At 59.7% G+C, this 26,149-nt stretch carries 21 protein-coding genes; 10 read left to right on the top strand and 11 right to left on the bottom strand.

Annotated elements, in window-relative coordinates; translation table 11 throughout:
- Positions 1 to 219 precede the first annotated feature (219 nt).
- Entirely contained in the window at positions 220 to 666 is a 447-nt protein-coding gene (locus LGH74_RS13035; protein ID WP_226176380.1) for a DUF4174 domain-containing protein, read from the top strand.
- Positions 667 to 756: 90 nt separating this feature from the next.
- Here LGH74_RS13035 and LGH74_RS13030 read toward each other — a convergent pair whose 3' ends face one another.
- The 4 genes from LGH74_RS13030 to LGH74_RS13015 form a co-directional block, all read right to left on the bottom strand.
- Positions 757 to 1,173: a hypothetical protein gene (locus tag LGH74_RS13030; protein WP_226176379.1), complete on the bottom strand. Its 417-nt coding sequence runs from the start codon at positions 1,171 to 1,173 to the stop codon at positions 757 to 759.
- Positions 1,170 to 1,703, bottom strand: a complete 534-nt coding sequence (locus LGH74_RS13025) for an NYN domain-containing protein (protein WP_226176378.1) — start codon at positions 1,701 to 1,703, stop codon at positions 1,170 to 1,172. Before LGH74_RS13025 ends, LGH74_RS13030 begins: the two co-directional genes overlap by 4 nt.
- Positions 1,704 to 2,078: 375 nt before the next feature.
- Positions 2,079 to 5,693: a M1 family aminopeptidase gene (locus LGH74_RS13020; RefSeq protein ID WP_226176377.1), complete on the bottom strand. Its 3,615-nt coding sequence runs from the start codon at positions 5,691 to 5,693 to the stop codon at positions 2,079 to 2,081.
- Positions 5,690 to 6,604 (bottom strand): ABC transporter ATP-binding protein, encoded by a 915-nt coding sequence (locus tag LGH74_RS13015; protein ID WP_226176668.1) that lies wholly within the window; start codon positions 6,602 to 6,604, stop codon positions 5,690 to 5,692. Before LGH74_RS13015 ends, LGH74_RS13020 begins: the two co-directional genes overlap by 4 nt.
- Positions 6,605 to 7,174: 570 nt before the next feature.
- On the opposite strand from LGH74_RS13015, the gene LGH74_RS13010 reads away from it, so the two are divergent.
- The 4 genes from LGH74_RS13010 (at position 7,175) to asnA (ending at position 10,888) form a co-directional block, all read left to right on the top strand.
- On the top strand, positions 7,175 to 7,909 hold the full coding sequence (locus tag LGH74_RS13010) for a sensor histidine kinase (protein ID WP_226176376.1): 735 nt from the start codon (positions 7,175 to 7,177) through the stop codon (positions 7,907 to 7,909).
- The gene (locus tag LGH74_RS13005) at positions 7,878 to 8,606 is read left to right on the top strand and encodes a LytR/AlgR family response regulator transcription factor (RefSeq protein WP_226176375.1); all 729 of its coding nucleotides are present in this window, start codon (positions 7,878 to 7,880) and stop codon (positions 8,604 to 8,606) included. The genes LGH74_RS13010 and LGH74_RS13005 overlap by 32 nt, the downstream gene beginning before the upstream one ends.
- 139 nt (positions 8,607 to 8,745) lie before the next feature.
- A complete protein-coding gene (locus LGH74_RS13000; protein ID WP_226176374.1) occupies positions 8,746 to 9,447 on the top strand; it encodes a PD-(D/E)XK nuclease-like domain-containing protein in 702 nt (233 codons plus the stop codon).
- A gap of 403 nt (positions 9,448 to 9,850) precedes the next feature.
- Entirely contained in the window at positions 9,851 to 10,888 is a 1,038-nt protein-coding gene (gene asnA / locus LGH74_RS12995; RefSeq protein WP_226176373.1) for an aspartate--ammonia ligase, read from the top strand.
- A gap of 143 nt (positions 10,889 to 11,031) precedes the next feature.
- On the opposite strand, the gene LGH74_RS24890 is transcribed toward asnA, so the two are convergent.
- The 4 genes from LGH74_RS24890 to LGH74_RS12975 all read right to left on the bottom strand — a co-directional run bounded on the left by LGH74_RS24890 (position 11,032) and on the right by LGH74_RS12975 (position 19,342).
- The gene (locus LGH74_RS24890) at positions 11,032 to 12,879 is read right to left on the bottom strand and encodes an endo-1,4-beta-xylanase (RefSeq protein ID WP_262904631.1); all 1,848 of its coding nucleotides are present in this window, start codon (positions 12,877 to 12,879) and stop codon (positions 11,032 to 11,034) included.
- A gap of 351 nt (positions 12,880 to 13,230) precedes the next feature.
- Positions 13,231 to 14,241, bottom strand: a complete 1,011-nt coding sequence (locus LGH74_RS12985) for a zinc dependent phospholipase C family protein (protein ID WP_226176372.1) — start codon at positions 14,239 to 14,241, stop codon at positions 13,231 to 13,233.
- Between the two features lie 293 nt (positions 14,242 to 14,534).
- Complete coding sequence (locus LGH74_RS12980) at positions 14,535 to 15,848, bottom strand: flavin monoamine oxidase family protein (protein ID WP_226176371.1); 1,314 nt, start codon at positions 15,846 to 15,848, stop codon at positions 14,535 to 14,537.
- Positions 15,849 to 16,096: 248 nt separating this feature from the next.
- Positions 16,097 to 19,342, bottom strand: a complete 3,246-nt coding sequence (locus tag LGH74_RS12975) for an AsmA-like C-terminal region-containing protein (protein ID WP_226176370.1) — start codon at positions 19,340 to 19,342, stop codon at positions 16,097 to 16,099.
- A gap of 247 nt (positions 19,343 to 19,589) precedes the next feature.
- Here LGH74_RS12975 and LGH74_RS12970 point away from each other — a divergent pair, with 247 nt between their 5' ends.
- The 5 genes from LGH74_RS12970 to LGH74_RS12950 all read left to right on the top strand — a co-directional run bounded on the left by LGH74_RS12970 (position 19,590) and on the right by LGH74_RS12950 (position 22,397).
- Positions 19,590 to 19,859 carry a hypothetical protein gene (locus LGH74_RS12970; RefSeq protein ID WP_226176369.1) on the top strand — a complete coding sequence of 90 codons (270 nt, stop codon included), beginning with the start codon at positions 19,590 to 19,592 and terminating at the stop codon, positions 19,857 to 19,859.
- A 147-nt stretch (positions 19,860 to 20,006) separates the two neighbouring features.
- Positions 20,007 to 20,456, top strand: a complete 450-nt coding sequence (locus LGH74_RS12965; RefSeq protein WP_226176368.1) for a hypothetical protein — start codon at positions 20,007 to 20,009, stop codon at positions 20,454 to 20,456.
- Between the two features lie 119 nt (positions 20,457 to 20,575).
- A complete protein-coding gene (locus LGH74_RS12960) occupies positions 20,576 to 21,151 on the top strand; it encodes a hypothetical protein (protein WP_226176367.1) in 576 nt (191 codons plus the stop codon).
- Positions 21,152 to 21,394: 243 nt separating this feature from the next.
- Complete coding sequence (locus LGH74_RS12955) at positions 21,395 to 21,811, top strand: STAS/SEC14 domain-containing protein (protein WP_226176365.1); 417 nt, start codon at positions 21,395 to 21,397, stop codon at positions 21,809 to 21,811.
- 115 nt (positions 21,812 to 21,926) lie between these two features.
- Positions 21,927 to 22,397 carry a cupin domain-containing protein gene (locus LGH74_RS12950; protein WP_226176363.1) on the top strand — a complete coding sequence of 157 codons (471 nt, stop codon included), beginning with the start codon at positions 21,927 to 21,929 and terminating at the stop codon, positions 22,395 to 22,397.
- Between the two features lie 86 nt (positions 22,398 to 22,483).
- Here the strand turns inward: LGH74_RS12950 and LGH74_RS12945 are convergent, their stop codons facing one another.
- From LGH74_RS12945 to LGH74_RS12935, 3 genes are all read right to left on the bottom strand, one after another.
- Positions 22,484 to 23,002 carry a DinB family protein gene (locus LGH74_RS12945; protein ID WP_226176362.1) on the bottom strand — a complete coding sequence of 173 codons (519 nt, stop codon included), beginning with the start codon at positions 23,000 to 23,002 and terminating at the stop codon, positions 22,484 to 22,486.
- A 113-nt stretch (positions 23,003 to 23,115) separates the two neighbouring features.
- Positions 23,116 to 24,078 (bottom strand): helix-turn-helix transcriptional regulator, encoded by a 963-nt coding sequence (locus tag LGH74_RS12940; protein ID WP_226176361.1) that lies wholly within the window; start codon positions 24,076 to 24,078, stop codon positions 23,116 to 23,118.
- 275 nt (positions 24,079 to 24,353) lie between these two features.
- Positions 24,354 to 26,141 carry a RagB/SusD family nutrient uptake outer membrane protein gene (locus tag LGH74_RS12935; RefSeq protein WP_226176360.1) on the bottom strand — a complete coding sequence of 596 codons (1,788 nt, stop codon included), beginning with the start codon at positions 26,139 to 26,141 and terminating at the stop codon, positions 24,354 to 24,356.
- Positions 26,142 to 26,149: the final 8 nt, after the last annotated feature.

Below are 26,149 nucleotides of genomic sequence, written 5' to 3'. Positions count from 1 at the left end.
TCAGTCTATCAACGGGCTGCCAACCAAGATTAGCTCAACGCTTCCCCAGCCCCGGGTAGTTAGAATCAGTCCTTGGCTTTTTGATGCCCGCCCACTCGTACTCTGCTGCCGGCGTCCCTCGTTTTTGTTGTAGATGCCGTAGCGCGTACGGCAAAACGCTGGGGTATATCTTATCAGCCGCGTGCCACGTTACAGATTCGTTTGTCATCCCATTCGACTATGTGCCCTTCTGCCTTGCGCGGGCTGCTCGTGCTGAGTGGCTTCTTTCTCTGGTCTACTGTCGTAAATGCCCAGTCAGGTGGATCCTTGGCGGCCTCGCTGAAGGCCAGCCGCTGGCAGAAACGCGTGCTGCTGCTCTGTGCGCCTACCTCCGACAACGCCGCGTTGCGGCGCCAGCGGCAACTACTGGCCACTGACCCTCCCGGCCTTGAAGCGCGCGAGCTGCTGGTACGCGAAGTACTGTTCACTGCTTTGTCGGCGGCCGACCGTAACTACCTCACCGAAACGCTCCGTGTTTCACCCACTGGCTTCACGCTGGTGCTGTTGGGGAAAGATGGGGGCTCCAAGCGCCGCGAAACCGAGCCGGTAACCCCGTCCTCTCTTTTTACGACGATTGACGCTATGCCCATGCGCCAACGGGAAATGCAGGGCAGCAAACCGCGGTAAGCCGGTAAATATGACCTATGCTCGGGCACTGGGGTGAGATAATCATTGGTGCTCTTTGTGGTTCTCGACGGCCTTGAGCACTAGTCTACGTCACTCCTCTGACCCGGAAAGCTCCCCCTGCTTTTGCACATCCGGGTGACTGTAATTGACTATAATAACCGAAAAAGGATGTGGCTGCGCTTCACGCTTCTCGATGCGGATACAGCCGGCACTCTGTAGCTCACTCACCAGCGTGCGCCGCTCGGGTTCAGCTAGCTCATTCATCTCCTCGGCTAGCTTGCGAAAGAATGGCGTCAGCCAAACTTCCTGTGCGCTATAGGCTTGCGCTTCCTCCAGCAGAAAGCGCAGACAGCGCAGCACAGCGCCATCAGTGAGCGGTCGAACCGGCTGGAAGGCGGGGCTCACCACCGATTGGCTAGTGACTAGCCCCTCCTGCACCGGGGTTGTGGCCTGGGCTTTCGTAGTTAGCGCTTGTGCAGCAGAAGTTGGACGACGCAATACTTTCAAGGCTTCCCGGCGCGCCGACGAGAGTAACAGCTGCGGATCGATGAGGCTATTCTCTCCGATAATCTGGAGTAAGTCCCCCCCGAGGTGGAATCCCGAAAGCCCACGACTACAACTCGCCGAGCTTGGCGCCGCAGATGCTGTATCACGGGAATATAGTCCCGGTCGCCGGCCATGAACACGAATGTCTGAATATCGGATCGGGTATAGAGAACTTCTAACGCATCGATGCACAGCTGCATGTCGGCGGCATTTTTGTGCTGGGTTCCAAGCACATTGCGCGTGTTTGCGCCGAGCAAATAAAGGTCTCCTAATTGTGCAGCCGGACCAATGCGTTCAAAATCGGCATACGCATTCAAGATGATTGGCTCTATTTTCAACTCCTTCCGCAGATACTCTCGCAGCCCCCGAATGGCCTCCAGAACGCACTCCTGTGGATCGGGTAGACTAGGGTAGTTGTTTTTGAAATAATAATAGAAATTTTCATAGTCGACTAAGATAGTCCCGTAGGTGGTGGGTTGGCTATATTCCATTTGGGTTGGTAAAGCAAAAGTATGGATGCAAGATGCAAGAGGTGTTCCCGGTTTGGGTGGTAGTGAGCTCAGGAAACGCTAATACAAAGGACAAATGTTATAAAAAACGGGTAATGACCCATCCAGAGGCTGACTCTGCTGACGGAGCCAAGATGATGCTGAGATCTTACAGATGATGATTTAGGAGGCCATAAACAGACGTATGCCTAGTAAGCAATGAGTGTGTATTCAGCTGCTATCAATGAGTTGAAACTAGCTACTTGCGTCAAGACACGCACTTCTGATTTCAGCAATGGCGAAAGGGGGTACTGAAACGATAGACGTTGCGCCTGGCATTTCAATACCCTCTTTCGACTAATCCTGGTGGCGCTTTGTTTACTTCACTACTTTGAAATTATCCTCTACCTTCCAATCAATCAACAACTGGCGTGGGTCAAGGCCTACTTTAGCGGGTCGGTCGGGTAGCGTCAGCACAATTGTTTGCTTGCCGGATTTGATAAGGTGCTTATGCAGATAGAGCTGCTTGCCTGTCACCTTTCCTGCCTCGGCAGGGGCGAAAACCCCGATTTCCACCCATTCCTTCATCGGTAGCTTGGTCTCGGTGCCGGCGCTATCCACTGCCAGCTTGCTGGCCTGTAGCGTGAGCGTGACCTGCCAGGGGCCTGCTGTAGTCTGGTGGGCGGTGGCAGTTTCCGTCGTCAACTCCCAAAAAGTGTTGGCCTCAAACAGGTCGTGCAGCAGCGGTTGCAGCGAGTCCGGCGTGACTGTCTGCAACTCCTGGTGGAGGTCCAAGGAAGTAGGCCGGGGCAGCGTGCCGGGGCGGTGGTGCGCCAACAACTGCCGGAGGGCCCGGTTTACCCGGTCCCGGCCCATGTATTGGCTCAGCGTGTACAGTGCCAGGGGGCCTTTGCGGTAATTCTGGTACCAGTCGTCGGCCTGCAGTAGTGGCAAGGCGGCGCGGGTGCGCGGGGTTTCATTCTCTTCACGTAGGAAACTCAGGAGCGCCTGTAGGTGCGCCGGCCCGTAATTATCTTCCAGTACGCCCATAGCCGAGTACCAGGCCAGGCTTTCGGTAATGAGGCCAGCGCCCTCCACGTAGGCTTGCTTGAGCTGGTTGCCCCACCACTGGTGGGCCACCTCGTGTGCTACCACGGCCGTCACCAGGTCGAACCCCCGCTCATCCGCCTTCGGGTTCAGCAGGAAAAAGCCTTCTTCTGCCGTGATATCAATGGGCGCGGCGTGGTGGCCAAAGGCGTAGCTGGCATGGGCCACAAAGCGGAGCTGCCGGTGCGGATAGGGCCCAAACTGTTTGGCGTAATAGTCTAGCGACGCCTGGGCGCTGCGGACCATCCGTGCCAGGTTTTGCGTGAGCCCAGGAGGGTAGTAAATCTGGATGGTAACCTCTTGTTGCGAGCTAGCCGACGGGTTGCGCCACTTGCCTTCCTGTACTGCGTAGTTGGCCGAGAAAAAGGTGTATTCATTCCGGATGGGCGCATCTGTGGCATAGTGGAAGTAGCGGCGGCCCGCTGTGGTCCAGGTCCGGCGCAAGGTGCCCGGTGCTACCACCATCTGGTCGGCATCGGTACCCACAATGGCTTCAAAGCTGATTTGCTCGGGAAACGGGGCATAACGGCGGGCCGCTACGTCGTAGAGCGAGTAGGTGGCGGGCCGCGGGGTCAGGCCATACGCTTTGCGGGCGCCGGACTCGTCCAGCTCCCGGTAGGGCTGGTACCCGAGGACTGGCAGCCACTCCAGGTTCCGGAAGCTGCTGCCGTTGGCCAGCACCTGCGCGTCGGCTCCGCTGTTGGAAAAGCCACTTGCTCGATGGTCTACCTGAAAGCTCAGGCGCAGCGAGTCGTCGGGGCGGAGGGAGTGCGCCAGGGCGTAAATACGGTAGCCATGCACCGCGTCCAGATGAATTTGCTTGGCCGGTTGGTCAAAATGAATTGCAGTGGTTTCAACGCCGGCTCCCGTAGCCAGATGAATGGAGTCGATGGGCGCCGGGCTGTTATTCACGAGCAGGTAAGTGCCCTGTATTTCCACTGCCCGTTTCTGAGGATATATTTCAACCTGCAGTTTTACGCCGGTTAGCAGGGGCTGGGGTAGGTGCAGGTACCGGCGGTAGCGCTGCTCGTAGGCAGCCCGTTGCGCCGTTGCCTCTGCGGCGCTGGTGTAGTCATGCAACACGTTGGTGTTGTAGAAGATAAAGCTGCCACACAACAGGATGCCCGCCCCGGCCGCCGCCGAAACCCCAGCGGTGGCACCCGTGAAGCGCTGGCGGGCCAGTTGGAGCCGCATGGCAAAACGGCCTTCCCGGCCTCGCACCCAGAAAAGTGCCGCCACTACCGCCAGCAGCAGTGCCCAGGCTATCCAGTAAAACTTGAACCACAGCCAGGGTGCCAGCGTGGGCCCGAAGCCAGCCATACTGGTATACGTCCAATTCGGACTGGTGCCAAATAGAAGCAACTTGTGCTCAATGCCCAGTTTCGGAGCAAATGCAATAAAGCCATAAGCTAACAGCGCCACCAAGTGGCCCACGAATTTCTGATTGACCAGCACGTGTACCAGCAGCGCCAGCAGGGCAAAGAGCAGGCAATCCACTAACTGCAGTCCGAAGAGAATTTGCAGATAGAGCCCGATTTCGGGAGTAGCACCGCCGATGCCCGTTTGCGCCCCTATTCCGGCCATCATCAGGAAGGCCAGCCACCCCACCAGCACTAGGCTCAACGCCAGAAACCGGCTCAGAAACAGCACCCATTCCGGCACCGGCGCCGCGTTAGCAATTTCATTCAGGCCCGCATCCCGTTCCCGCCACACCAGCTCGCCGGCGTAGAAGATGGTGAGCAGGGCAATGATACTCCAGAAACGCTCCGGTTGCGCAAGGGGCGCGGTCAGATAATCCAGCACAAAGTCGGTTCGGGGCAGCAGGGGCTCACCTCGGCCCTCCAGGTTGGCAGGTATAATTACTCCCACCACCAGGGCCAGCGCGGCCAGCAGGGAAAGCCCGGCCTTGCTTTTGGCAAGGTGCAAAAACGAGTGCCAGGTGATAAGGCGCAACTGGCGCAGCTGTGTGGCCCAGCCATAGGTTCCGGTGGCCGGCGGCAGTATTCCCCCGGCTTCCCAGCTCAGCGGCTCCCGGGAGGCTACCGCCTCTGGCTTGGGCTGTTTACCAGGCTTTCGTTTTTGGCTGGTTTCGGGTAGAATGAATTGAAACCGGAAGTAGGTAAACGTCAGCAGGCTCAGTGAAATGCCGAGCCACAGGAGGCGGTTGGTCAGAAAGGAGCCCTCCAGCAGAAACAGACGCGTGCTTTTCTCCAGTGGGCTCCAGTCGTTCGACAGGTGGCTCAGCACCGGGGTGAAACCCGTGGGGTCAATCAGATTGCCCCATTCGCCCGCATCCTGTAAGCCCTGCCCAACTAGGTAGGCCGCCGCGAACAGCACTGCCCCGGCCAGGTAACTGGCCATGGCCCGGCGGCTGAGCGCCGCCAGCGAGAACTGAATGGCCGTTGCAAAAAAAGCGTTGGGCAACAGGATGTAGAAAAAGGTCGTCAGGTAGGCCGCCGCCCGGAACGGCCCCAGAATCTCGGCCTCGACCCCGGCAAAATGCATGGCCAGCACAATGCCCACCGGAATGGCCAGTAGCAAAATAACATTCAGCGCAAAGGCGGCCAGAAACCGCCCGCCCAGATAAGCACCTTTGTCGGTTGGAGCCGTGTACGTAAGCAAATGCATGCGGGTCTGCACGTCGCGGGCGGCGGCATCGCCTGCCACGGAGGCGCCCACCAGCAGCCACTTCACGCTGCATATAACCGCGACTGCCGCAATGACGATGGGCGCGTTGAGTAGAAAATACCCGTCCCGCGCATCGGAGGCAAAGTTGGCAATGACAATCAAAAAGGCGATGGCCAAGAGCACTCCGAAGTAGAGCCAGGTGGCAACCCGACGGAACTGGTAGCCGAATTCCAGCGCAAAAATTCGTTGGAGCTTCATAACGCTATTTCCTCCGCTTTCGGCTGCTGGCTAGCTTGGCTGAAGCAGCCCGTCATGGCACTGAAATAGACGTCCTCCAGGTCCGGCTCCACCGGCTCAAACCCGTTGCCGGGCCTATCCTGGCTGTAGGCATGCACCAGGGTACGGCCGCTCAGTAGTTTGGCCGAAATAACCCGGTATTCCTGCTCCAGCGCCGGCAGGGTAGTTTTATCGGTCAGTTTACGCCAAATGCGGCCTTTGAGCGCGGCCACGGCTTCCAGGGGCTGGGCTTCCAGCAGAATCTGACCTTTGTTGATGATGGCCATATTGGTGCATAGCTCCGCGACATCTTCCACGATATGGGTGGAGAGAATCACGACGCTGTTTTCCCCTAGTTCGCTTAGCAGATTGAGGAAACGGACCCGCTCGGCTGGGTCCAGGCCCGCCGTGGGCTCGTCTACAATGAGCAGTTGGGGGTTGCCCAGCAGGGCCACTGCCACGCCGAAACGTTGCTTCATGCCGCCGGAGTAGCCCCCCAGCTTCTGCTGGCGCTTGTCCCAGAGGTTGGTTTGCTTGAGCAGGGCCTCGGTGGTTGCCCGGCGCACAGTCCGGTTGGTAATGCCTTTGAGCACCGCGAAATAGTCCAGCAGCTCTTCGGCGCTGGCTTTGGGGTACACCCCGAACTCCTGGGGCAGGTAGCCCAGCGTTTGGCGCACCGCTTCCTTCTGGTGTACCACGTCGATGTCGCCCAACAAGATGCTGCCCGCATCGGGCTCCTGCAGGGTGGCCAGGGTGCGCATGAGCGTGGACTTGCCCGCGCCGTTGGGACCCAGCAGCCCATACATGCCCGGCGGAATATCCAGTGATACATTCTGCAATGCCTGCACGCCATTCGCATATCTTTTGGAGACGTTGCGGATGGCTAGGCCCAAGGGGTGCTTTCCCATTTTATCGGTTTGGCTTCGGTGAATCGTTTCGCATGAGGAAAAGCAGGCACCTACACCGATGCCTGCTTTCTGTATTTCACTGCGAAGCAATTACTGCCCAACCGAACCGCGAAAACCGATATGCTGATGCGGGGAAGTATTCGACCAAAGATGGTTTTGCTTCTGCCAAAGCACTGGCAGGCTCCTTTTCGCCGCTCGTAGAGTAGCCTTCCCAACTGGTCGAAACGCTGGCCGGAGTAGGACCAGAAAACCCACCTTTGTGCTATGGAGCGCGTCAAAAAAATCTTCTGGCTGATTCACCTGGTCGTTTGGGTCCTGTTCACCTTGTTGGTCGTCTTGCAGCTGAGCAATGACGCCGATGCCTACTGGCGTAGCACCACCGCGGGGTTTATAGCAACCTGTTTGTACGTTTTTTACGCGCATTTCTACTTATTAACCCAGTACGCCGGCCAGAGGAAAGGAAGAGACTACTGGTTCAAGCTAGCGGCAATTGTGCTGACGGGACCTTTGCCGTTTTTGCAGTTCCACCAAAAGCCGTTTGATTTTGGGAGTTACATGATGCACCTGATTGCGACGGTCCCCATCTTTCTCTTTCTGAGTTGGCTGGCCCGGGTTACGGAGACGTTGGTGCTCAATACCATCCAGAAGGAGCAGCTGGAAAAGCAGGCCATAGAAGCCGAGCTGTATTACCTGAAGTCGCAGATTAACCCGCATTTCCTGTTCAATACCCTCAACAACATTCACACGCTGGTGTACAAACAGGCCCCGGCCGCCCCGGAAGCCGTTATGCAGCTGGCCTCGTTGATGCGCTATATGATATATGAGTCTAACGCGGCCACGGTGCCACTGGCCCGGGAGATGGATTACTTGCGGGATTATGTGAGTTTGCAGCAGCTACGCTACAAAAACAGCCCGGTGGTCGACCTGCAAATAGCGGGGGATACGGCCTCCTGCTTCGTTGCTCCTCTGCTGTTCATTCACCTGCTGGAAAACGCCTACAAGCACAGCCCCGCCCGCCTGGAACCCGGCGACCTGAAAGTAAGCGTGGAGGTAAAAGAAGACGCCCTGGCCTTCAGCGTACAGAACCCAATAGCAAAAAAGTCGGCTAACCCACTGGAGGAACCCGGTGGCATTGGCCTGCCCAACGTGCGGAAAAGGTTGGCTTTATTGTATCCTGAGCAGCACACGCTCACCATTCAGAATACTGCCGACACCTTCACCGTCAACCTTACCATTCACGGTCTACATGCACCGGCTTATGAAAGACAAGCTTACCTGCTACATCATTGAGGACGAGTATCTGGCCCAGGAAATACTAGAAGAGTACATCCAAAAAGTGTCTTTCCTGGCGTTGAAAGGCACCTTTGTGAGTCCCTTGGAAGCCGCCGCTCATTTGGCCGAAGACCAGCCCGACCTGCTGTTTCTGGATATCAACATGCCGGACCTGGATGGGCTCAGCTTCATTCCGATGCTGAATCCCAAACCGATGATTATTCTCACTACCGCCTACGACCAGTACGCGCTGAAGGCCTACGACCTGGAGGTGAAGGACTACTTGTTGAAGCCCTTCACATTCGAGCGGTTCTATAAAGCGGTACTGCGCCTGTACCAGGAGCAAAGCCCCCGGCAGTTTCTGGAAAAGAAGGAAGAAAAAGTGGAAACCAAGCCAGAGCCGGAGTATATTTTTCTCAAGGTGGGCCACCGTGTTCAGAAAGTAGCTACTCGCGACATTCTCTTCGTGGAAGGCATGAAAGACTACTTACGAATCCATACCACCGAAGAGAAAATTATGACGCTCCTGAGCTTTGCCAAACTGGAAGAGCTGCTGCCCGCCCAGGATTTTGCCCGGGTACACCGGTCCTTTCTGGTTGCCATCCACAAGATTGACCACATCGAGAAAAACCGGATTCAGATTGTCGACCAAATTATTCCCATCAGTGATACGTACGCTGAAGCCTTTTATAAAATGCTGAAGGGGTTGCAGTAGGGTAAGTTTGCTGGCTCATCCTGCAACAGTTCGGGCTGGCATTGGCCAAGCAAAGTCGGAGTCCAATAGTTACTCTACTTTGCAAAATATCGTAGGTAAGCGGAGACAATGCTGCTGTTCCGATTGTTGCCTGGTATCTATGCCTCTACCTGACCCTTTCCGCCGGCCCGATCTGCTGCGGCTGCCCTACGACGACTACCGCGCCCTGCCCGCCGTGGCCAACTCCGACCTGTCGCGCCTGCGCGATGCCCTCAATGGCCGCTACCAGAAGCCAAGTTCCGCCAGTGGGGCGCTGGGCCTGGGCACGGCCTTCCACACGGCGCTGCTGGAGCCCGAACTCTACGAGCCTGGCCTGCCCGGCATCAACGACACGCTCATTTGGTGGATGGTGGATGGCGTCAAGCAAGACCCGTACCTGAATGAGCTGCTGCTAAACGGCACGCCCGAGCCCAGCTGCATCTTCACTGAGCCCACGACCAGCACCGTCTGCAAGCTGCGCGCTGATTTGGTAGCGCCCAACACCGACCGCGGCTACACCATCATCGACTTTAAAACTACGATGGCCCGCGACTACAACCACTTCCTGGCTCAGTGCAGCGGCTACGACTACGACCGGCAGGCCGCCTTCTACCTCGATGCCCTGCAGGCCGACCGGTTTCTGCTGGTAGGCGTGCAGAAAGTGGAGCCCTTCAGTCTGTTTACGGTGGAGGTGCCGCTCACTATGCTGGAAGAAGGCCGGGCCAAATACCTGCGCTTACTCCGGTTGCTGCTGCCCGAAGCTGAGGTGCCCACCTATATGAGTGAGGCCGTGCGCGAGCTGCGCGAAGGATTGACTGGTTAGCCGGAAACCGCGTTTCTTGCCACTAACAATTGTTAGTAGAATTTAAGCGAGTAAAAAAATATGCATTTAAATACCGAGCTGGATTTGGAAATTTAAATTTTAATTTCCTATTTGGCAACACGAAGTCACCCAGCGCAAGTCATGCAACTTTTCAACAACGTGCTTTTCAATAATAACTCGAACAATAATTTGTTCGTGATTGGAAGGCTGTTGTTCATATAAAGGAAAAAAGAACAACAATTGAATTAAAGCCTTCCGTGATTCGGAAGGCTTTTTTTTTGCCTTTTCCACCCAAACGGGAATTTCTCGAAAATAAAAACTGCCTTTCAGGCGGCCGGCACCTTATTGCCTTTACCGTCCTGAAGCTCCACCGAATCAACTCATTTCACCCCCTTTTTTACAGATGGAAACTACCCTCACCACCTCCCGCTTGCTAACGCCTGCCGACCTACTGAAGACCGAAGAAGCTATTGGTTTCGTCAAGGATTCCTTCGCCCGGGAGCTGAGCCGCCAGCTTAGCCTCACGAAAGTATCGTCGCCCATTGCCGTACTCGATGGCACTGGCATCAACGACGACCTGAACGGCATTGAGCGCCCCGTGCATTTTCCGGTAAAGGCCCTCGATGAGCGCCGCGCCGTGGTAGTTCACTCGCTGGCCAAGTGGAAGCGGCTGCGCCTGCAGGAGCTCGGCATCGAGGCGGGCAAGGGCCTGCTGACCGATATGCGCGCCCTGCGTCCCGACGAAGATTACTCGCCAATTCATTCCATCTACGTGGATCAGTGGGACTGGGAAAAGCACATTGCCCCCGAGCAGCGCACGATTCCGTTTCTGAAAAGCACGGTAGAAAAAATCTATACTGCGCTGAAAGTCGTTGAACAGCAGATAGCTGAGCAATATCCCGAGATTGAGCCAGTGCTGCCCGAAGCTATTACCTTCATCTACGCCGAAGACCTGCTGAAGCAGTACCCCGAGCTCACGCCCAAGCAGCGCGAGCACAAAGCCGCCAAGCAGTACGGCGCTATTTTCCTCATCGGCATTGGTGGGGAACTGAGCCATGGCGAAGCCCACGACGGCCGCGCCCCCGATTACGACGACTGGAGCACCCAGAACGAAGCCGGCCACTACGGCCTGAACGGCGACATCGTGCTGTGGAACCCGGTACTGGAAACGGCTTTCGAAGTGTCGTCGATGGGTATCCGGGTAGATAAAGCGGCCCTGACGCGGCAGCTGGAGCTGCGCGGCTGCCCCGAGCGCAAAGACCTGCACTTCCACAGCCTGCTGCTCGCCGACGGTCTGCCGCAGAGTATCGGGGGCGGCATTGGCCAGTCGCGGGTGTGCATGTTTATGCTGCGCAAAGCCCACATCGGGGAGGTGCAGGTCAGCATCTGGCCCGATGCCGTCCGCCAGGAATTGGCCGCCGCCGGAATTGAGCTGCTGTAATTAAGAGACGCTGAAAAATAGAATAGCCGTGCAAAGCAATTTGCACGGCTATTTCTGCTGAAAAAATCAGCGCATTAATTATATGTTTTTGTGCTGGTTAAATAGAAATTAGTGCAGTGGTTTTAAAAAAGAGGCTAACTGATTTATTCAACAACCAGTTTCTTTGATGAAATGGTTTTGCCATCCAAGAGCTGCAAAACGTACATGCCGGGCCGTAAATCCAGCTTTACATCAACGGAAGCCTGGTTGCGAAGAGCTATTTCGCGCAGTAGCTGGCCCCGAATATCCACCACCCGAATTGTGGTAAGATTATCCGTGCCTTTCAGGGTGAAATAGCCACTCGTTACCGGGTTGGGGCACAGACTTACGGCGGCGTTATCAGCTTTGGCGGTGCCCAGCACGGTGGTCTTCACGTAGTTTTTGAGCCACACCATTGCAGTACGCTCGGTGTTGTCCTCGTTGACTAGCTGAGCGCCCTGGGCAGTGCGCCAGTGGCCGGGCCGGTAGCCCCACAGCGTAACACCTTTCACGGCCGGATGCTCCCAGAAGGCGGGAAATACGCGCTGGTATTCGGTTAGCTGCACTTGGTCGTCGAGCTGGCTCTGAGCATTCACGCCGTCGATATCCAGTTCGGTGATGTAGAGCGGCAATCCGGCCGAGGCCAGCGTGTTCAGGTTAGTCGTCAGGTTGGCTACCGGCAGGCCCCGCGTGGAAAAGGCGTGGCCCTGAATGCCCACCGCGTCGATAAGGTTGCGGGCTTTGAGCAGGTTCACGATGTCGAGGTAGCGCTGGGCACTAGCCGCCGTGTTTTCCACGCTGTAGTCGTTCAGCATCAGCTTGGTGGTAGGGAAATACTGCCGGGCCAGCTGGAAGGAAGTGATGACCCAATCCCAGCCGGTAGTGCCGCTGCCGCCCAGGGCGTTGATGTAGTTGCCGCCGCCGCCAGTGGTATTCGGGGGCTGGTGGGTGGGCTCGTTTACTACTTCCAGAAAGTCGATAGTGGGGTAGCGCTGGGCCACGGCGGCATACCACTGCCGGATTTCGGCCAGCTGCTCGGCGGCAGGCAGGGTTTCAATCCAAGTGGGCTGCTGGCTACCCCAGGTCAGGACGTGCATGCGGAAGGGGTAGCCGTTGGTTCGGGCCAGGTTATACGCCGCGTCCAACTCGGTCCAGTTCATCACGTCGCGGGTGGCCTCCACTGAGCCCCACTTGCCGGCATTTTCGGGTACCACCTGGTTCCAGTAGGCCGTGAAGTTGGGTAGCTGCGGGGTGCTGTACACACCGCCCAGAAACTTGGGCTTGCCCGTAGCCATGGGCGGGCCTACCGGCGTGAAAGGCGGGGGCGGCGGATTGACGGAGCCCTGCTGGCCGTTGTCGAGGTTGGTGACGGTGAAATACAGCCCCGTGGCTCCAAACACCACTTTGTCGATGTCGAAGCCGTCTTCGCGGGCACCGAGCTGGAACGTCTGGGTGAGGCTGTTGGCGGGCACGGTAAAGGAAATCGGGGTTTCGGCGCCGCCAATCTTCGACATGTTCACCCACTTCCACACGCCGCTCTGGGCCGAACCGGCCCCGTCTACCGCCTGAGAGCCGGTAGTGTAGCCCACGCCGGCTACTTGGTTGATGGTAATCCAGTCGTTGTCGTCGGTGGGCGACTTGGTGCCGAAGCCGTTGCCGTAGTAGAAGCTGTCGTCGTTGGCGGCTGCCGCGCCCACCCGTACCCGGGCGTAGAGGTCGTAGGTGCCGGCCCCGAGAAAGGTGACGCTGTAGGTGATGACGCGGGCGGCCGTGCCGGGGTTCTGGCTGGCAATAGTGGCCGTGGGCACCACGGAAACGTACTGCACGCCGGCCTGGGTGGGGCTAGTCCAGTCGGCGCCCAGCGTGCCGGCTTCGGCCTGCTGCACCACGGGCGTGTTTTGGCCGCGCACAGTGGCGGCACTGGCCAGTAGCAGCACGGCGGCTGATAACAGAATGGGTCGGTGTTTACTCATGTGGGAAGAGAGTAGGGGTTAGATGATAGAAAGGCCTGGGAGAATAGTAAAAGTGCTATTATACCACTCTCCGGTGCTAAAAATAGAGGTCGAATCAAGCGTAGCAATGCCTTGAAAAGCACCTGCTTAGTAGAAAAACGATGCAAACGTTTGTGATATGCCGCGCAATCGGTTCCGATAGTTAAGATTATGGAAATCAGGCGAAAGATAATTTGGACGCCGGAAGTGAGTAAACACTTACCAAAAGGTAAAGCCCAGCAAAAAGCCTGTTTGCAACGCCCAAAATCAGGCGGAGCAAACAGGCTTTGAGCGTGGCGAAAGTAGCTTGGCGCTACCCGCTACGGCAGGATTCTAGAACTCCATAAACGAGGAAAAGTCGACCAGCTTGCCGGTCTGGAGCAGGCGCAGCTCCTCTTTCAGGTTGGCCTGGCTGCTGCGGGTCGTATATTCGGTGTCGAGCTTGGTAAGGTCGGGCTTGCCGGCATTCACCCAGGCTGTGTACCAGTAGTTGGCCGCGGCCTGGGCCGCAATGCGCAGCTGCCGCTCTTCCATGCGCTTGAGGGCGGCGTGGAAGCCGGCGGTGTAGGCCGCTGTGCGGATATTGCTGTTGAAGACGTTCTTTTTCGGCTGGCCCTGAGCGTCTACTTCCAGCATATTGGTCGTGCCCATCTCCGTTTGCAGCTTTTTCTCGATGGTGAGCAGTGTATCGGCCGAGGCGTGGGCCTGGGCAATGATGCGCCAGGTTTCGGCCACCGGGTCCTGAATCAGCTGGGGCTCCTTGAGCTTGAAGTTGTAGTCTTTGCCGAACTTCTCCACCATCTGCGACTCGTAAAAGGCGTGAATGCCCTTCTGGCCGGTGAGCTGGCCGTCGTGGTTCTGGGAGGTGTGCAGAGGCTGGGTAGCGTCGCCGAGGTAGTGGCCCAGGTCGGCGGCAATGAAGAGGATGTCTTCCTTGCGGCCGTTTTTCATGGCCTGGGTCAGCTTGCCCAACATGTCCTGAATAAACCAGGGCAGGCGGCCGTTTTTATCGAGGAAAGCCGGTTCGTACTTGGCGTAGGCTTCCTGCGAAGTCTGGGGTATTTGGGTCTGGTCGCCGTAGTCTTCCAGGTCGATGAAATGGCGCGGGCCTTCGGCTTTGTCGCTGAGGGTGTACTTGCGCAGATCGGGCACCACCGATTCCTGCACCATGAAGTCGACGTGGTTGTAGAAGAACGTGCGCAAAGCCGGCGGTAGGGCCAGCACGGCGGCGCGGTTGACGCGCTCATGACCCCAGGTTCCCCAGGCGAAAAGCAGGGTAGGAGCACTCAAATACAGGGCCGTGACGAGTAGCCAGCGGCGGGCACGGCGGTAAGCGTGTTGCATTGCAGGTGGAAATTGAGAGGAGACAAGAAGGCAAATGTCCGGGCTTTCGCGCCAGAAAAAAAGCCACCCGCCCCGAAAAACCACGGCTGTGAACAGGGTAGGGTAAGAGTCCTGTTTTGTGTGGGTTAGCTACAATTCAAGCTGGGCTTATGGTCCGAATATGTCCTGTAAAATGTGACCTGAGAAAAGCAACGTCAACAACGAGTGAGACGCATAGTTGCGTCTCACTCGTTGTTGACGTTGCTTTAATCCCAACCGACAATCGTTCAACGAGGAGACGCAACTATGCATCTCTACAGCGTTCGGGAGGCGGCCAGCAGCTGCCGTGCCGCTTGCTGCCCGCTTACCAAGGCGGCTTCCACGGTGCCCATTGCCGGGCCCTCGTAGAGCCCTTCCCCGGCAAAAAACAGCGTATCGTCCAGCGGCCGGGCCAGCTCCCGGCGGGCCGCGGCCGAGTCGACGGTGGCGTAGGCGTAGGCTCCGCGGGCAAATGGGTCGGCCCCCCAGTTGACGACGCGCCAGGTTACCAGCTGACTGTGCAGAAACTCAGCAGTAGCGCCAAACAGGTAGGCCAGCGCCGCCAGGCTTTGGGTGAATACTTCTTCATCGGTGGCGTTACGAAGCGCATCGGCAGCGGGGCCGGCCACCCAGCCGGTGAGCAATGGTCGTTCCTCGGGCAGCTGGCTCCACCAGGTTGGCACGGCCGCATCGGAAAAGAGAAACCCCAACTCAGGCGCGGCATTGCGGATTTCGGGGCCGGTATACTGCCAGAAACTAGTTCGGAATTCGAGCAGAATCTTGATAACCGGGCCAAATCCCAGGGCTGCCGCCGCGGCGCGCGGCGCCGGCAACTCGGGCTCAAATGCCAGGTGGCCGGGCGTGCCAGCTTCGGCCTGTAGCACACCTAGCGGCACCGTAAGCAGCACCTGCGCGGCTGAGTAGCGCCGGTTCTGGTCGCAACGGAGTTCTACCCGCCCGCGTCGCCACCGGATTTGCTGCACAATAGTGGAGAGCTGAACAACGCCGCCCGCAGCCTGCACCTGCTGGGCCAGATGGTGGATAAGTGGCCCGTAGCCGCCCGCGGGCCGGGGCGAGTCTTCGGCCCCGCCGCCCGACCACTCGTCGCGCAGGGCAAAGGAGCTGGCGCGGCGGGCATCGGCGGCATCGTAGCCTTCGGCAAAGCGCGTAACGGTTTCGCGCAGTGGCTGGTGTTCGTCTTCGGAGAAATATTTGGTCAGAAAATCGGCCAGCGGCAGGTCGTGGGGCAGGGCATGAAGCTTTGCCAGTAGCAAGGGCATCTCAGCCAGAAAGCTTTCCGCCGTCTGTAGCAAGCCGTTTTCCACTTCGTAGGTAGTGCCGGCTGTGTCGTGAGTGGCTACCCCAATTTCCTGTAGCAGCTCCCGGGTGAGAGCTACTTCGCCGTGCAAAAACTCGGCCCCGGCTTCGGTGGGGCCACTGAAGCCCGCGCCGTTGAACGTATGAATCCGGCCTCCGATTCGAGGGCGGGCTTCGAGTACCAGCACGTGGCGGCCGGCGCGGCTTAGCTCCCGGGCCGCCAGCAGCCCCGCGGCCCCGGCTCCGATAACAAGGATTTCAGGTTCAGTCATTATAGAGTAAAGCAGTGGATTAAGGCAAAAAGCCTGTCATGTCGAGCCTTAGCGAGACATCTCGCGTGCAATGGTAATGCACGCAAGATGCATCGACAAGCGGCCGATAGAGTGAGCAGCATGTTCTGGTCCCAACAACGTCAGCACGCGAGATTCCCCGGCAAACTCGGAATGAGGTTCTTTTTTCAACAACGACACCACACAAGATGCTTCGCTATACTTCTGCATGGCGGGCGGCAAAAATGGCTTCAGCGCAGCAGGCGCAGCGTGGTATCGAGGCCCTGGGTGATGAGCAGTTCGCGCATTTGCCGGCGCAGCAGGGCTTGCTGCTCGCGCTGCTCCTGGCCCTTAAACAGGCGCACGGAGTAGCGGCTGCCGGCGGCCGGGCGCTGCAGGTTGATATAGGTTAGCCGGTGGTTGGGGCGGCGTAGCGGCTCGCTCTGCTGAATTCGCTCGATGCGCTTCTCATTGTCGCCAAACAGGGCCTGCATCGGGTTGAGGCCCACGTAGAGGTTGGCGCGGCCATCCAGAAAATAAGAGCCACTGACTTCCAGGTTGCTCAGGTTGCTGTTCAGGTCCAGGTCTGGAATTAGCAGCTGGCCCCGATTGAGCAGAAATTGGCTGCTGAACGGCTCGAAAAACAGGTGATTGGTCCGCTCGGCGCGCATAAATTTCAGTACCTGCGAGAGGGCCTCCACATTGAGCAGCTCCAGGTCGCGCAGGTCGGCTTTGAGGTAGCCCAGGGTTTGGTCGAGGCGGGGCAGAAAGGTCGAATCCAGGTCGGTGTGCAGGTCGGTGGCGCAGCGCATCGTGCCTTTGATGTTCTTCCGGTCGGGCACGGTGAGGCCAATGGAGGTGCCGGCCGAAAACAGATCCGACAGGTCCACGTCCTGCAGCCGCATCTGCACGTGCAGCGGGTGGTGCTGGCGGTCCACGTTGAGCAGCATGCCGCCCCGCAGCTCCACCAGGCCCTGGAAAGCGCGCAACGAGCAGTTGTCGACCCGGGCCGCGCCGTCGCGCAGGTGGGAGAGCAGCTCGAAGCTGCGGCCCCGCACGGCGCCGTAGTTTACCCGGTCGGCCCGTACCCGTACCACGGCCCGCAGGATGCCGTTGGTAAGAATAGAGCCACCTTCCGTCTGCTGCCGACGGGCCCGGCGCTCGGCCCGCCGGGCAATCCGGCTCTGGGGCAGGGGCACGGTTTTGTCTTCCGGGTTGAGGCTAGCCAGCAGCAGCAGCAGGCGTTGAATATCGAGGGTGGAGTAATGCAGGTTCAGGTCGACGTCGGCGGCCGTGAGCTGGATGCCGGCCAGCTGCACCACCACCGAGGCATGGCCCGAGCCGCCGCGGGTAGTGGCAAAATCGAGGGCTGGCAGGCGCAGCTCGGGGCCTTTCTTGAACAGCTGGAACTGCAGGCTGCGCAGGTTTTCGCCCCCATTAAGCTGTAGTGTGGTAATGTCGCAGGTGAGCTGACCGTTGGCCGCCAACAGCAGTTCCCGCAGGGCCGGACTCGCCGGGGCGTTGGCCGCGCGCTTGGGCGGGCGGGAAAGGCGGGCTACCAGTCGGCGGTAGTTTATCGTATCGAAATGCACGCCTAAGTCGAACTGAATAGGCGCCACCTGCTGCAGCGTATCGGTGGGCCACGACACCCGGCCGCGCACATCGGCATCCCACACGCGCACGGCCAGGCGCTGCAACTCCACCCGCTGGCCGTCGTGGAGCACGGTGGCGGCCAGCTGCTGCAGCGTATCGGCGGCCAGTATCAGGCGGTTGCAGCGTAGGCCCACGTGTAGCCGCACGCCCGGCGGAATCAGGCTGCCGCCGAGTGTGGCAATCTTCGTGGATGCTGCTGCTGCCCGCTGCCGGGCTACCAGGCGACTGGTGGCCGTTGGGGGGCGCAGTAGTTCGCGCAGCCGCTGCACGCGCAGCTCATCCACCGCGAAATTGCCTGTGACCTGCATGGCCAGGCGCTGGCCAGTGAGGTAGTCGAAGAGGTTGACGGTGGTAGCCGAGGCCTGAAACCGCATCCGGTCAAGTACGCCCGAGGCCTGGGAAAGGGTCCAGACGGAGTCCTGCAGTCCGAGGCGCACATTCAGCTCGGAGAAGTCGGCCTGGCGGTCGAGTACCAGAAACGAGGCGTTGCGCAGCGCAATGGAGCCCCGCACCGACAAACTCTTTTGCGGCTCGGTCAGCAGAGTGGTGCCATCGTCGGTGGGGGGTAGCAGGCCGTGCAGTCGGATGTCCATTTCGGCCGTGCCGTGGCGGGCCCGCCACTGGCCGGGCGCCAGCACGGCCGCCAGTTGGGGCAGCTCGGTGCGCCCCCGGAAACGCCCACTCACGAAGGGCTTGGTGAAGTCGCGGATGCGCAGGGCCACGTTTAGCCGGCCTGCCGAGGAGTAGAGCCGGCAGTGCTGCACCGACAGCTCGGTGGTGGTGGAGTTGTGGGCCGGGCCGTTGTCGTAGGTAGCCTGCAAATCCCAGTGGTTGATGTGGCGGGCGGCGTCGGGCCAGCGCAGGCTGGCGCGGCGCAGCTTAAAGGTCAGGATGTTGCGGGGGCGGGTAGTGGGGCTGGTGAGGCCCGAAATAGTGTAGTGGATGCGGGCCTTGCTGGGACTGGTAGCCCCTTTGATGAAGGGCAGCACGGTAGGGGGCAGGGCCGCGTGCAGCACTTCCATCAACGGCTGCTGCCCGTCGAACTGGAAGTTGAGTTCTGTGCCCGGCTGGTTGGCAATGGTGGTGTGGGAGCCCTGAATGCGGATGGTGTCGCCGTTGAGCGTGGCCCGGGTGTTGCGCAGCGTACCCTGACGCTTCTTGAAAACCAGCTCGTAATTCACGGCGGCCCACACGGGTTTATTCTGAAACAGCGTGCCCCGGCTGTTGCGCAGGTAGTTCAGCTCGCCGGCCAGCGTGCCATGGGCCCGCAGCACGCCCTGGCTGATGGTGGCCGAAAGCCGGCCCCGTTGCACCTCGGCCCCAAAGGCGCTGTGGGCAAAGTCGTTGCGGGTTTGGATGCGGAAGTTGTACACCAGCAGGGAGTCCAGGGCCACGTCGAGGGGTGGGCCGGCGCCTTTGCTGGTGTGGCGGCGCTTGCCGTGCAGGCCCCAGCTGCGGCCCAGCGAATCGACGCGCTCCAGAAAATCGACATTCCAGACCGTGAGCCGGGTGATGCGCAGCTGCTTACGCAACAGGCTGCTCAGCTCCAGGCGCATATCGGCGCGGCCCACGCGCAACACTGGGTGCTGCTCCCGAAAGGAGGTGTCCGTCAGGCTGATATGACGGATGGAAGCGGTGAGGTGGGGAAAGTCGCGCCAGGGCGAAATCGTGACGTCGAAGGGTGCCAGCACCAGCTCCGAGTTGCGCGTGAGCTGCACCCGTACCCACTGCTCCAACTGCTGCTTACCCCAGCGCGTGCCCAGCAGCCAGGCGGCCAGGCCCAGCACCAGGAGCAACAACAAGAGTCCGGCCGGCAGGATGCGCCGGAAAAGCAACGATTTCATAAGGCAGGCCACTGATTCCGGGTGCGCGGCACAGGCCTGCGGCTTGGGTTTGGGGCGGAAGTACCGGGAGATACGCAAAAGCCCGGCACTTAGCTACCGCAGCAAGTATAACGTGAGCCGGCAAGGAAGCCAAGCTGCAGCCGAAAACAGCCATCACCGGCAAGCTCAACTAAGCGCCGGCACTTACGTTGATAGCTCAGCCACGACTGCGCCGCCGTCTTTCACCCTTGCTTCCCGTATCATAGCTATGAAAACCGCCGCCCCCACATCCGACCCGCGTACCATTCCCGGCCCCAAAGACAAGCCCGAGCCCCAGCCCGGCCCCACCGACCCCGGCCCCGACCCCGCGCCGGTGGCCCCGGCTTCCCCGGCAGTTGCTGCTACCCCGGCCGCGCCCGAGCCCGCCGACCGGGAAGACGTAGCCACCGACACCACGCCCGACGACGGCCAGCCCACCAGCAACGAGGATCTGACCGACCCCGGAGCCAGCTCCAACAACGACGCTCACCCGTTGTAAAACGCTGCCCCGGAAAAACGCTGCCCCGGAAGTATTTCGTAGCGCAAGGCTTCGCTTTATGTCTTAATGTTGACCGTTTTAACCCCGATTTTGGCTTTGATAAAGTACTCGTATTCCCTGTTATTGGCTTTGCTCTGCCTATTGAGTTTGCCCACTTTGGCCCAGAAAAAAGGCGCCAAACACGCCCGTCTATCCTCTAAGCCCGTCGTAAACAGAGCCACGCCGCTGCTGCCCGATCTGCGCATTTCGCTGGCCCAGCTGCAGGGCAAGTGGCAGTCAGTGGACGATAAGCGGGAATTCTGGATTGTGAAAGGCAATAGCCTGACGATGCGCTACGCGACCAGCGGCACCAGCGCCGACGATGATCTGCTGCAGGTGCAGGTAACGGATACCTGCGCCGCTACCTGTGCCACGCTGCCGGCCCACACGGTGCCTAAAGGGGAGTACCTGAGCGTGGTGGATATGCGGTGCAACGAGCCGCTGTGCTATAGCGTCGTCGATGTTTCGCCCACCGTGCTGACGCTGAGCTATACGGCCAGGGGCAATATGCTGCGGTTTCGGCGGGTGAAAGAGGTAGCTGCGTTGCTGCCGAAATAACCGGTGAGCAAAGAAAAATACAAGTTTGGCCGGCCCAGCGCAGTGCATTGCCCGGCAATAATGCGTATTCTTATCCTTCCAAACCGATTTTCTGTTCCCCGTTTATTGCCTCACATTCGATGAAACTCGTTCCGCTGACCCTGCTCGCCGCCGTACTACTCGTGAGCGGCTGCAACCAAACGCCGCCCGCCACCGAGCAGCCCGGCACCACTACTACAGATGCCCCCGCCGCTGCCGATACTGCCGTTGCTGCCCCTGCCGCCGCTGATACCACGGTAGCGGCCGCTGCTCCGGCGGCCGCTGCACCAGCCGCCAGCACCACCGCCAACGTGAGCGTGGGCTTCCGCTTCAAGCCCGCCGAAGACCGCAAAACCAGCACCCATCTGCTGCTCAAAGGTGCCAAGGACCAGGACATCGACCTGGGGCAGTTCGGTGGCAAGCCGGATGTAGTGGACAAGGAAAAAGCCAAGCTGGCCGGCTTCCCCAGTGACATGCTCATGGGTTTCCGCAGCTACGATGCCGGCTCGGGCACCAGCTACGACCTAGCCGTAATGAACGTGGGCGGCCGTTTGCTGCGCATCGTGCAGCGCAAAGTGGAAGAGCAGGCCGACAAGGCCCCCGAATTCCAAACCTCCCGCGAAATACCACTGCCCGCCAATGCCGTGGTAAGCGTAGTGCCAGTCGTTAAGAAATAACGCCTGCTTATTCACCACTTACAAAAAAGCCCCGCTCCGGTACCGGAGCGGGGCTTTTTTGTAAGTGGTGAATAGTAGTCAGCCAGTTGCATGCAGGCAAGGGCCGGGCCCGCGGCGTAGTACAGCACTGCTCCGGTTAAGCTCAATTTCCAACGTTGTGGGGTGGGGTTGAGGCATCAGCAAGCCAACATATAGTGCTGTCGGCGTAGCCGAATAGCTCAGCAGAATGGTATCTTGCGGGCAATGAAAAAAGAAATCAGCAATGCTTTCGGTAAGGTCTATCTAACCATAGAATACAACGCGGAAAAGCACTTGGTCTACAACAACTGGATTGGCTACCAGACCCATGCTGGCATCGTAACCGGCGCCAATGCCTGCCTGGAAGTGCTGCAACAGGCCGGCTGCCCGTACCTACTGAACGATAATACGCTGGTGGTAGGCCCCTGGGACCATGCCGTGGAGTGGATTGCCACTGCCTGGACGCCCCGCGCCATTGCCGGCGGCCTCACCCATTTTGCCCACGTCGTCAGCCCCGAGTCTTTGGCCGCGTTGTCGGCGCAGACCATGCACACCAGCATCGGTACCTATTTTCAGATGAAAACCTTTGGTAATGCCGATGAGGCCCAGGCCTGGCTGCGGGCGGCCCGGCAGGCCCAGTAGGCCGAGGTATATGCCCTGCGGCCCACAAGGGTAGCAATATCCCACAGGCTCCCGCTTCTGCGGGAGCCTGTGGCGCTTTTAGCGGTGCCGCTCACTGTCGGTCAGCCGAGCCAGTATGCGCCAAACTTCTATATTTAGCCAAGGCTTCGTCGGCCCGTTTCACTCTCATTCGTTTACCCCAACCCGCTACGCCATGAACCAAGCCAACGTATTGTTGCAGCCCATGAAAAACACCGAGCACCGCGAAATAGGCGGGTTAATGGTTGATGTAGTGCGGACCGGGGCCGCGCGGGTAAAGCGCATCATTTATCCGGTGGGCTTCCGCTGGTCCAAAGATCTGAAGGCGGTGGTGGGCACGCCGCTGTGCATGCACGCACACGTGGGCTTCCTGGCTCAGGGCCAGATTACGATTCAGTATGCCGATGGTACCACCGATGCGTTTGTGGCCCCGCAGGCCGTAGCCATCGAGCCGGGCCACGACGGCTGGGTGGTAGGCGACGAACCCGCCGTGCTTATCGAATTCGACTTCGAAGGCGAAACCGTGGAGCGCCTCGCCCTGCCCATCACGCACGGCGGCGGAGCATAACTCTCAATTCACCCCCGCACAGAACCGCCCGACTATAGCATAGCCGGGCGGTTTGGTATGTACCAGAAACGGAAAAAACGTCCGCCTTAGTTTTCCGTCGCCTCATCGGCCGAAGGACCGTAGATGTAGGGCACGGGCACGTCGAGAAGGCGCAGGTACACGCTGAGCTGGCCCCGGTGGTGAATCATGTGGCTGATGAGGTGGCGCATGATGTCGGCCCGCGACTGGCTCAGAATCACCTGCTCGCCGTAGCGCAGCGTCCAGAGTACGTCGAAGTCTTCGGCCGCTGCGTTGCTTAGTGCCGTGCTGGCCGCCACGCCATTGTCCGTCAGGCGCTCCAGCAACTCGGCCCGGCTGCTGGCATCGGGAGTAGGGTTGTCGTAGGTAGCCAGGTCCAGCTCGGTGGTTTTGAGCGTGGTGTCGATGCCGCCGAGCAGGTCGGCCACATGGCTGGCCAAGTGGCCCAGCGTCATCGATTTGGGGTGAGGCTGCCAGCCAAACTGCTCTTCGGGCAGGCGCGCCAGCATGCGGCGGGTCAGCAGCAATTCGTGGTCAAGTTCGGGCAGCAGGGTTTGGGCAATGGGGGCAAGAGTGGCCGTCAACATACAGGAAATAGGTTTGGGATGAATGATGTCTCAAACCTAGCGCCGCCCACTGACAGCCCTATGTCAGCAGGGGCGCAGTATTTTTCAGAAAGTTTATCCAGGTTCCCGCCAGCTTAGTCGGCTGCGCCGAAGCACACGTAAGCCTCCCGGGCCAGCTCCCGCAGCTGCTGTCGCAGCTCGGGCGGCGACACAACGGTAGCCTGTCCGGCAAACAGCAGCAGCCAACGGGCCAGAGAGTTGAAGCAGGCGGGTAGAAAGGTGATTTCCACTTCACCAGTGGTAGTCGTCAGCTCCCGGGCCGCGCCAAAGTGGTACTTGGTTTCGTGCACGCGCGACAGGGCCGCCGGGACAAAGCGCACCACGGCCGGCAGCGTAGGCCGCCGCCGGTCCTGCTGCGCCCAGTACGACTGCAGCGTGTCGGGGCGGGGCGCAAACTGCTCGTCGCGCAGGTGCAGGTCCACGATTCGGTCGAGGCGGAAGTCGCGGAACTCCTGGCGCAGACGGCAGAAGCCCACCACGTGCCAGTAGAAGCCGAAATACACCCCGATGGGCTCCAGCTCGCGCTGGGTGGGCGTACCCTGGTAGCCGGCCCGGTAGTCGATGCTTACTACGCGAGTTTCGGCAATGGCCGTGAGCAGGCGCTGGTGCAGGTTGGCAGCCGGCGGGTGCGGCGTGGTGTGGTGGCGGCCGGTATTCAGGATGGTGATGCGCGGACTCAGTTCTTCCAGGTAGTCACGGTCGGTGCGGCGCAGCACGGCGCGCAGCTTGTCCATAGCCGCCCCACTGATGTGGGCCGTGTGGGCGTCGGTGAGCTGGCTGGCCAGCTTTTCGGCCGTAAGCAGGGCCGTGGCTTCCTCCCGCGAAAACATGACCGGCGGCAACCGGTAGCCTTCGGCCAGGGAATAGCCCACGCCCGCCTCGCCGCAGAGCGGCACGCCGGCTTCTTCAAGGGTGCGCAGGTCGCGGTAGATGGTGCGCAGGCTTACCGCGTAACGCTGGGCCAACTCGGGGCCTTTCACCACGCGCCGGGCCTGCAGCTGAATCAGAATGGCGGTAATTCGGTCGAAGCGGTTCATAGCGGCGGCAAAATACCCATTCTTCGCCACGGGCCCCAGGTATTCTTACAACGGCCGAGGCGTTGCCGGCAGCCAGAAATCTGACTGCCGGCAACGCCTCGAAAATGATACCCGCTTAATGGTGGCAGCCGGGTACCAGCCGCTACAAATCGGCCCCTCTCCAGTAGGCCTTGCGGAACCGGCCGCAGTTCCCACGCCGCGGCCGGCTTCCTGATTTGCAACGACTGGTGTGTGGGGCAGCCGCGAAAATGGGTAGTTATTGGTATGCTGTTGCGCTATTGCAGCGGGTCGAAATTGCCGCCCCAGCCTTTGGTTTGCAGCAGGGTCGGGTTGTTGTCGATGGCCTGCTGGGGCAGGGCGAAGAAGTAGTACTCGGGCTTCCAGTTCAGGGCGTAGCGCGTGTCGAGCACTTTGGTGGCAAACGTGAAGTAGTTATACGCCTGGTCGATGTCCATACTTTCGCGGGTGGTGGCAAAATCGGCGGGGGCGTTGGCCGTCAGCGTGAGCGTAATGCCGGTCCGGCGCTTTACCGTAGTGTTGAGGACACTTTCCAGCTTTTTCCAGCGCCGCAAATCCCAGAACCGCTTGCCTTCCAGGGCCAGCTCAATCTGCCGCTCGTAGAGAATGGCGTCGAACATCTGGCTGCGGCTCATGCCGGCCTGCAGGCCGTAGTTGCCATCACCGGCTTCGATGCCGGCCCGCTGCCGCAGGGCCTTGAGCTGGGTGTAGGCCTCGGTGAGGTTGCCCACGCCGCAGGCGCTTTCGGCCAGGTTCAACAGCACTTCGGCATAGCGAATTTCAATCCAGTCGGTGCCGGCGTACTGGGCCTGGCTGGCGGCCAGGCGCACATCCACGGCCTTGCGGGCGTAGAACCCGGTGCGGCTGGGGCTGTTGGTGGGCTCGGTGGTGGTGCTGCCTTTGTAGTAGGTCCAGAGCCGGTAGTTCGCGTTGCCGTTCAGAGGCCACAGGGCGCCGTTGTAGGCAATGGTTTTGCCGAAGCGCGGGTCCCGGTTTTTGTAGAACAGCTTATCGGAATAGGCGTATTTCGTCGATTCGCCGGGCTTCTTGCCGTCCAGCATCGGGAAGGCTTTGGCCAGCTCCCAGGTAGGCTGGTTGGCGCCGCCGCCGGTACCGGTGTAGGCCGGCCGGGAGCCGTTGTCGTAGCTGCTATTCTTCTTGAGCGGGTCGGCGGCGGCCGTGTTGAAGCCCGTTACCAATACCGCTTCCTTGTTGCTGGCTTCCTCAAACCAGAGCTGGTCGAAGGAGGCGTGCAGGCCAAAGCTGTTGGCCGTGAGAATAGCTTTGGCCTGCTGGCTGGCGGCAAAAGCAGCCTGCCACTTGGCCGCGTCGTCGGCGGTATACTGGGGGCTGGCCGCGTAGAGCAGCACCCGGGCCTTGAAGGCGGCGGCGGCTCCTTTATGGATGCGGCCCCAGTCGGTAGAAGGGCTGGCCCACTTGCCGGGCAGGTAGGCAATGGCCGTGTCCAGGTCGGCCACAATCTGGTTGAAGGTAGCTGTGGTACTATTGCGCGGCAGGTAGGCGGCGGCTTTGGCTTCTACCCCTACTGCCTGCAGCGGGTCGAGCACCAGCGGTACGCCGCCGTAGAGGCGCACGAAGTCGAAGTAGCGCCAGGCCCGGAAAAACAGCGCCTGCGACCGAAGCCGGTCTTTGGCTTCCTTGGGCAGGGGCGAGTTGTTGACGGCCTTCAGGAAGGTGTTAATCGTGCGAATTTTGCCGTAGTTGTTCTTGGCATCGAGGGTGGTGCCGAAGTCGACTACGCTGTTTTGCTGCACGGTACCTTCCAGGAAGATACTTTCGCCATACACTTCGTCGGACAGAATGCTGGGGTTGGTAGCCCCGAAACCCGTGCCGGAAATGCCGAACCAGGTGGGCAGGTTCTGGTCGTAGATGTAGCTCAGGTTCAGGTTGGCCAGCGACTCATCCTGGAAGATCAAATCTTCGCTAGCGGCGCTCAGGTCCATTTTGTCCAGCGTGTCTTTGCAGCCCGTGAGCATGAGCCAGGCGCAGCAGGCGAGGAGGGTGGTGATGCGAGGGAATTTCATGTCATCCA

Origin of the sequence: Hymenobacter lucidus (genome assembly GCF_020447265.1) — a bacterium.
Classification (GTDB): Bacteria; Bacteroidota; Bacteroidia; order Cytophagales; family Hymenobacteraceae; genus Hymenobacter; species Hymenobacter lucidus.
This window is presented reverse-complemented; position numbering and strand designations above follow the sequence as displayed.

Bases quoted from the DNA above. Each gene is read 5' to 3' on its own strand.
- LGH74_RS13035 (WP_226176380.1), top strand. From the start codon at position 220: ATGTGCCCTTCTGCCTTGCGCGGGCTGCTCGTGCTGAGTGGCTTCTTT.
- LGH74_RS13025 (WP_226176378.1), bottom strand. From the start codon at position 1,703: ATGGAATATAGCCAACCCACCACCTACGGGACTATCTTAGTCGACTAT.
- LGH74_RS13020 (WP_226176377.1), bottom strand. From the start codon at position 5,693: ATGAAGCTCCAACGAATTTTTGCGCTGGAATTCGGCTACCAGTTCCGT.
- LGH74_RS13010 (WP_226176376.1), top strand. From the start codon at position 7,175: ATGATGCACCTGATTGCGACGGTCCCCATCTTTCTCTTTCTGAGTTGG.
- LGH74_RS13005 (WP_226176375.1), top strand. From the start codon at position 7,878: ATGAAAGACAAGCTTACCTGCTACATCATTGAGGACGAGTATCTGGCC.
- LGH74_RS13000 (WP_226176374.1), top strand. From the start codon at position 8,746: ATGCCTCTACCTGACCCTTTCCGCCGGCCCGATCTGCTGCGGCTGCCC.
- asnA (WP_226176373.1), top strand. From the start codon at position 9,851: ATGGAAACTACCCTCACCACCTCCCGCTTGCTAACGCCTGCCGACCTA.
- LGH74_RS24890 (WP_262904631.1), bottom strand. From the start codon at position 12,879: ATGAGTAAACACCGACCCATTCTGTTATCAGCCGCCGTGCTGCTACTG.
- LGH74_RS12985 (WP_226176372.1), bottom strand. From the start codon at position 14,241: ATGCAACACGCTTACCGCCGTGCCCGCCGCTGGCTACTCGTCACGGCC.
- LGH74_RS12980 (WP_226176371.1), bottom strand. From the start codon at position 15,848: ATGACTGAACCTGAAATCCTTGTTATCGGAGCCGGGGCCGCGGGGCTG.
- LGH74_RS12975 (WP_226176370.1), bottom strand. From the start codon at position 19,342: ATGAAATCGTTGCTTTTCCGGCGCATCCTGCCGGCCGGACTCTTGTTG.
- LGH74_RS12970 (WP_226176369.1), top strand. From the start codon at position 19,590: ATGAAAACCGCCGCCCCCACATCCGACCCGCGTACCATTCCCGGCCCC.
- LGH74_RS12960 (WP_226176367.1), top strand. From the start codon at position 20,576: ATGAAACTCGTTCCGCTGACCCTGCTCGCCGCCGTACTACTCGTGAGC.
- LGH74_RS12955 (WP_226176365.1), top strand. From the start codon at position 21,395: ATGAAAAAAGAAATCAGCAATGCTTTCGGTAAGGTCTATCTAACCATA.
- LGH74_RS12950 (WP_226176363.1), top strand. From the start codon at position 21,927: ATGCGCCAAACTTCTATATTTAGCCAAGGCTTCGTCGGCCCGTTTCAC.
- LGH74_RS12945 (WP_226176362.1), bottom strand. From the start codon at position 23,002: ATGTTGACGGCCACTCTTGCCCCCATTGCCCAAACCCTGCTGCCCGAA.
- LGH74_RS12940 (WP_226176361.1), bottom strand. From the start codon at position 24,078: ATGAACCGCTTCGACCGAATTACCGCCATTCTGATTCAGCTGCAGGCC.
- LGH74_RS12935 (WP_226176360.1), bottom strand. From the start codon at position 26,141: ATGAAATTCCCTCGCATCACCACCCTCCTCGCCTGCTGCGCCTGGCTC.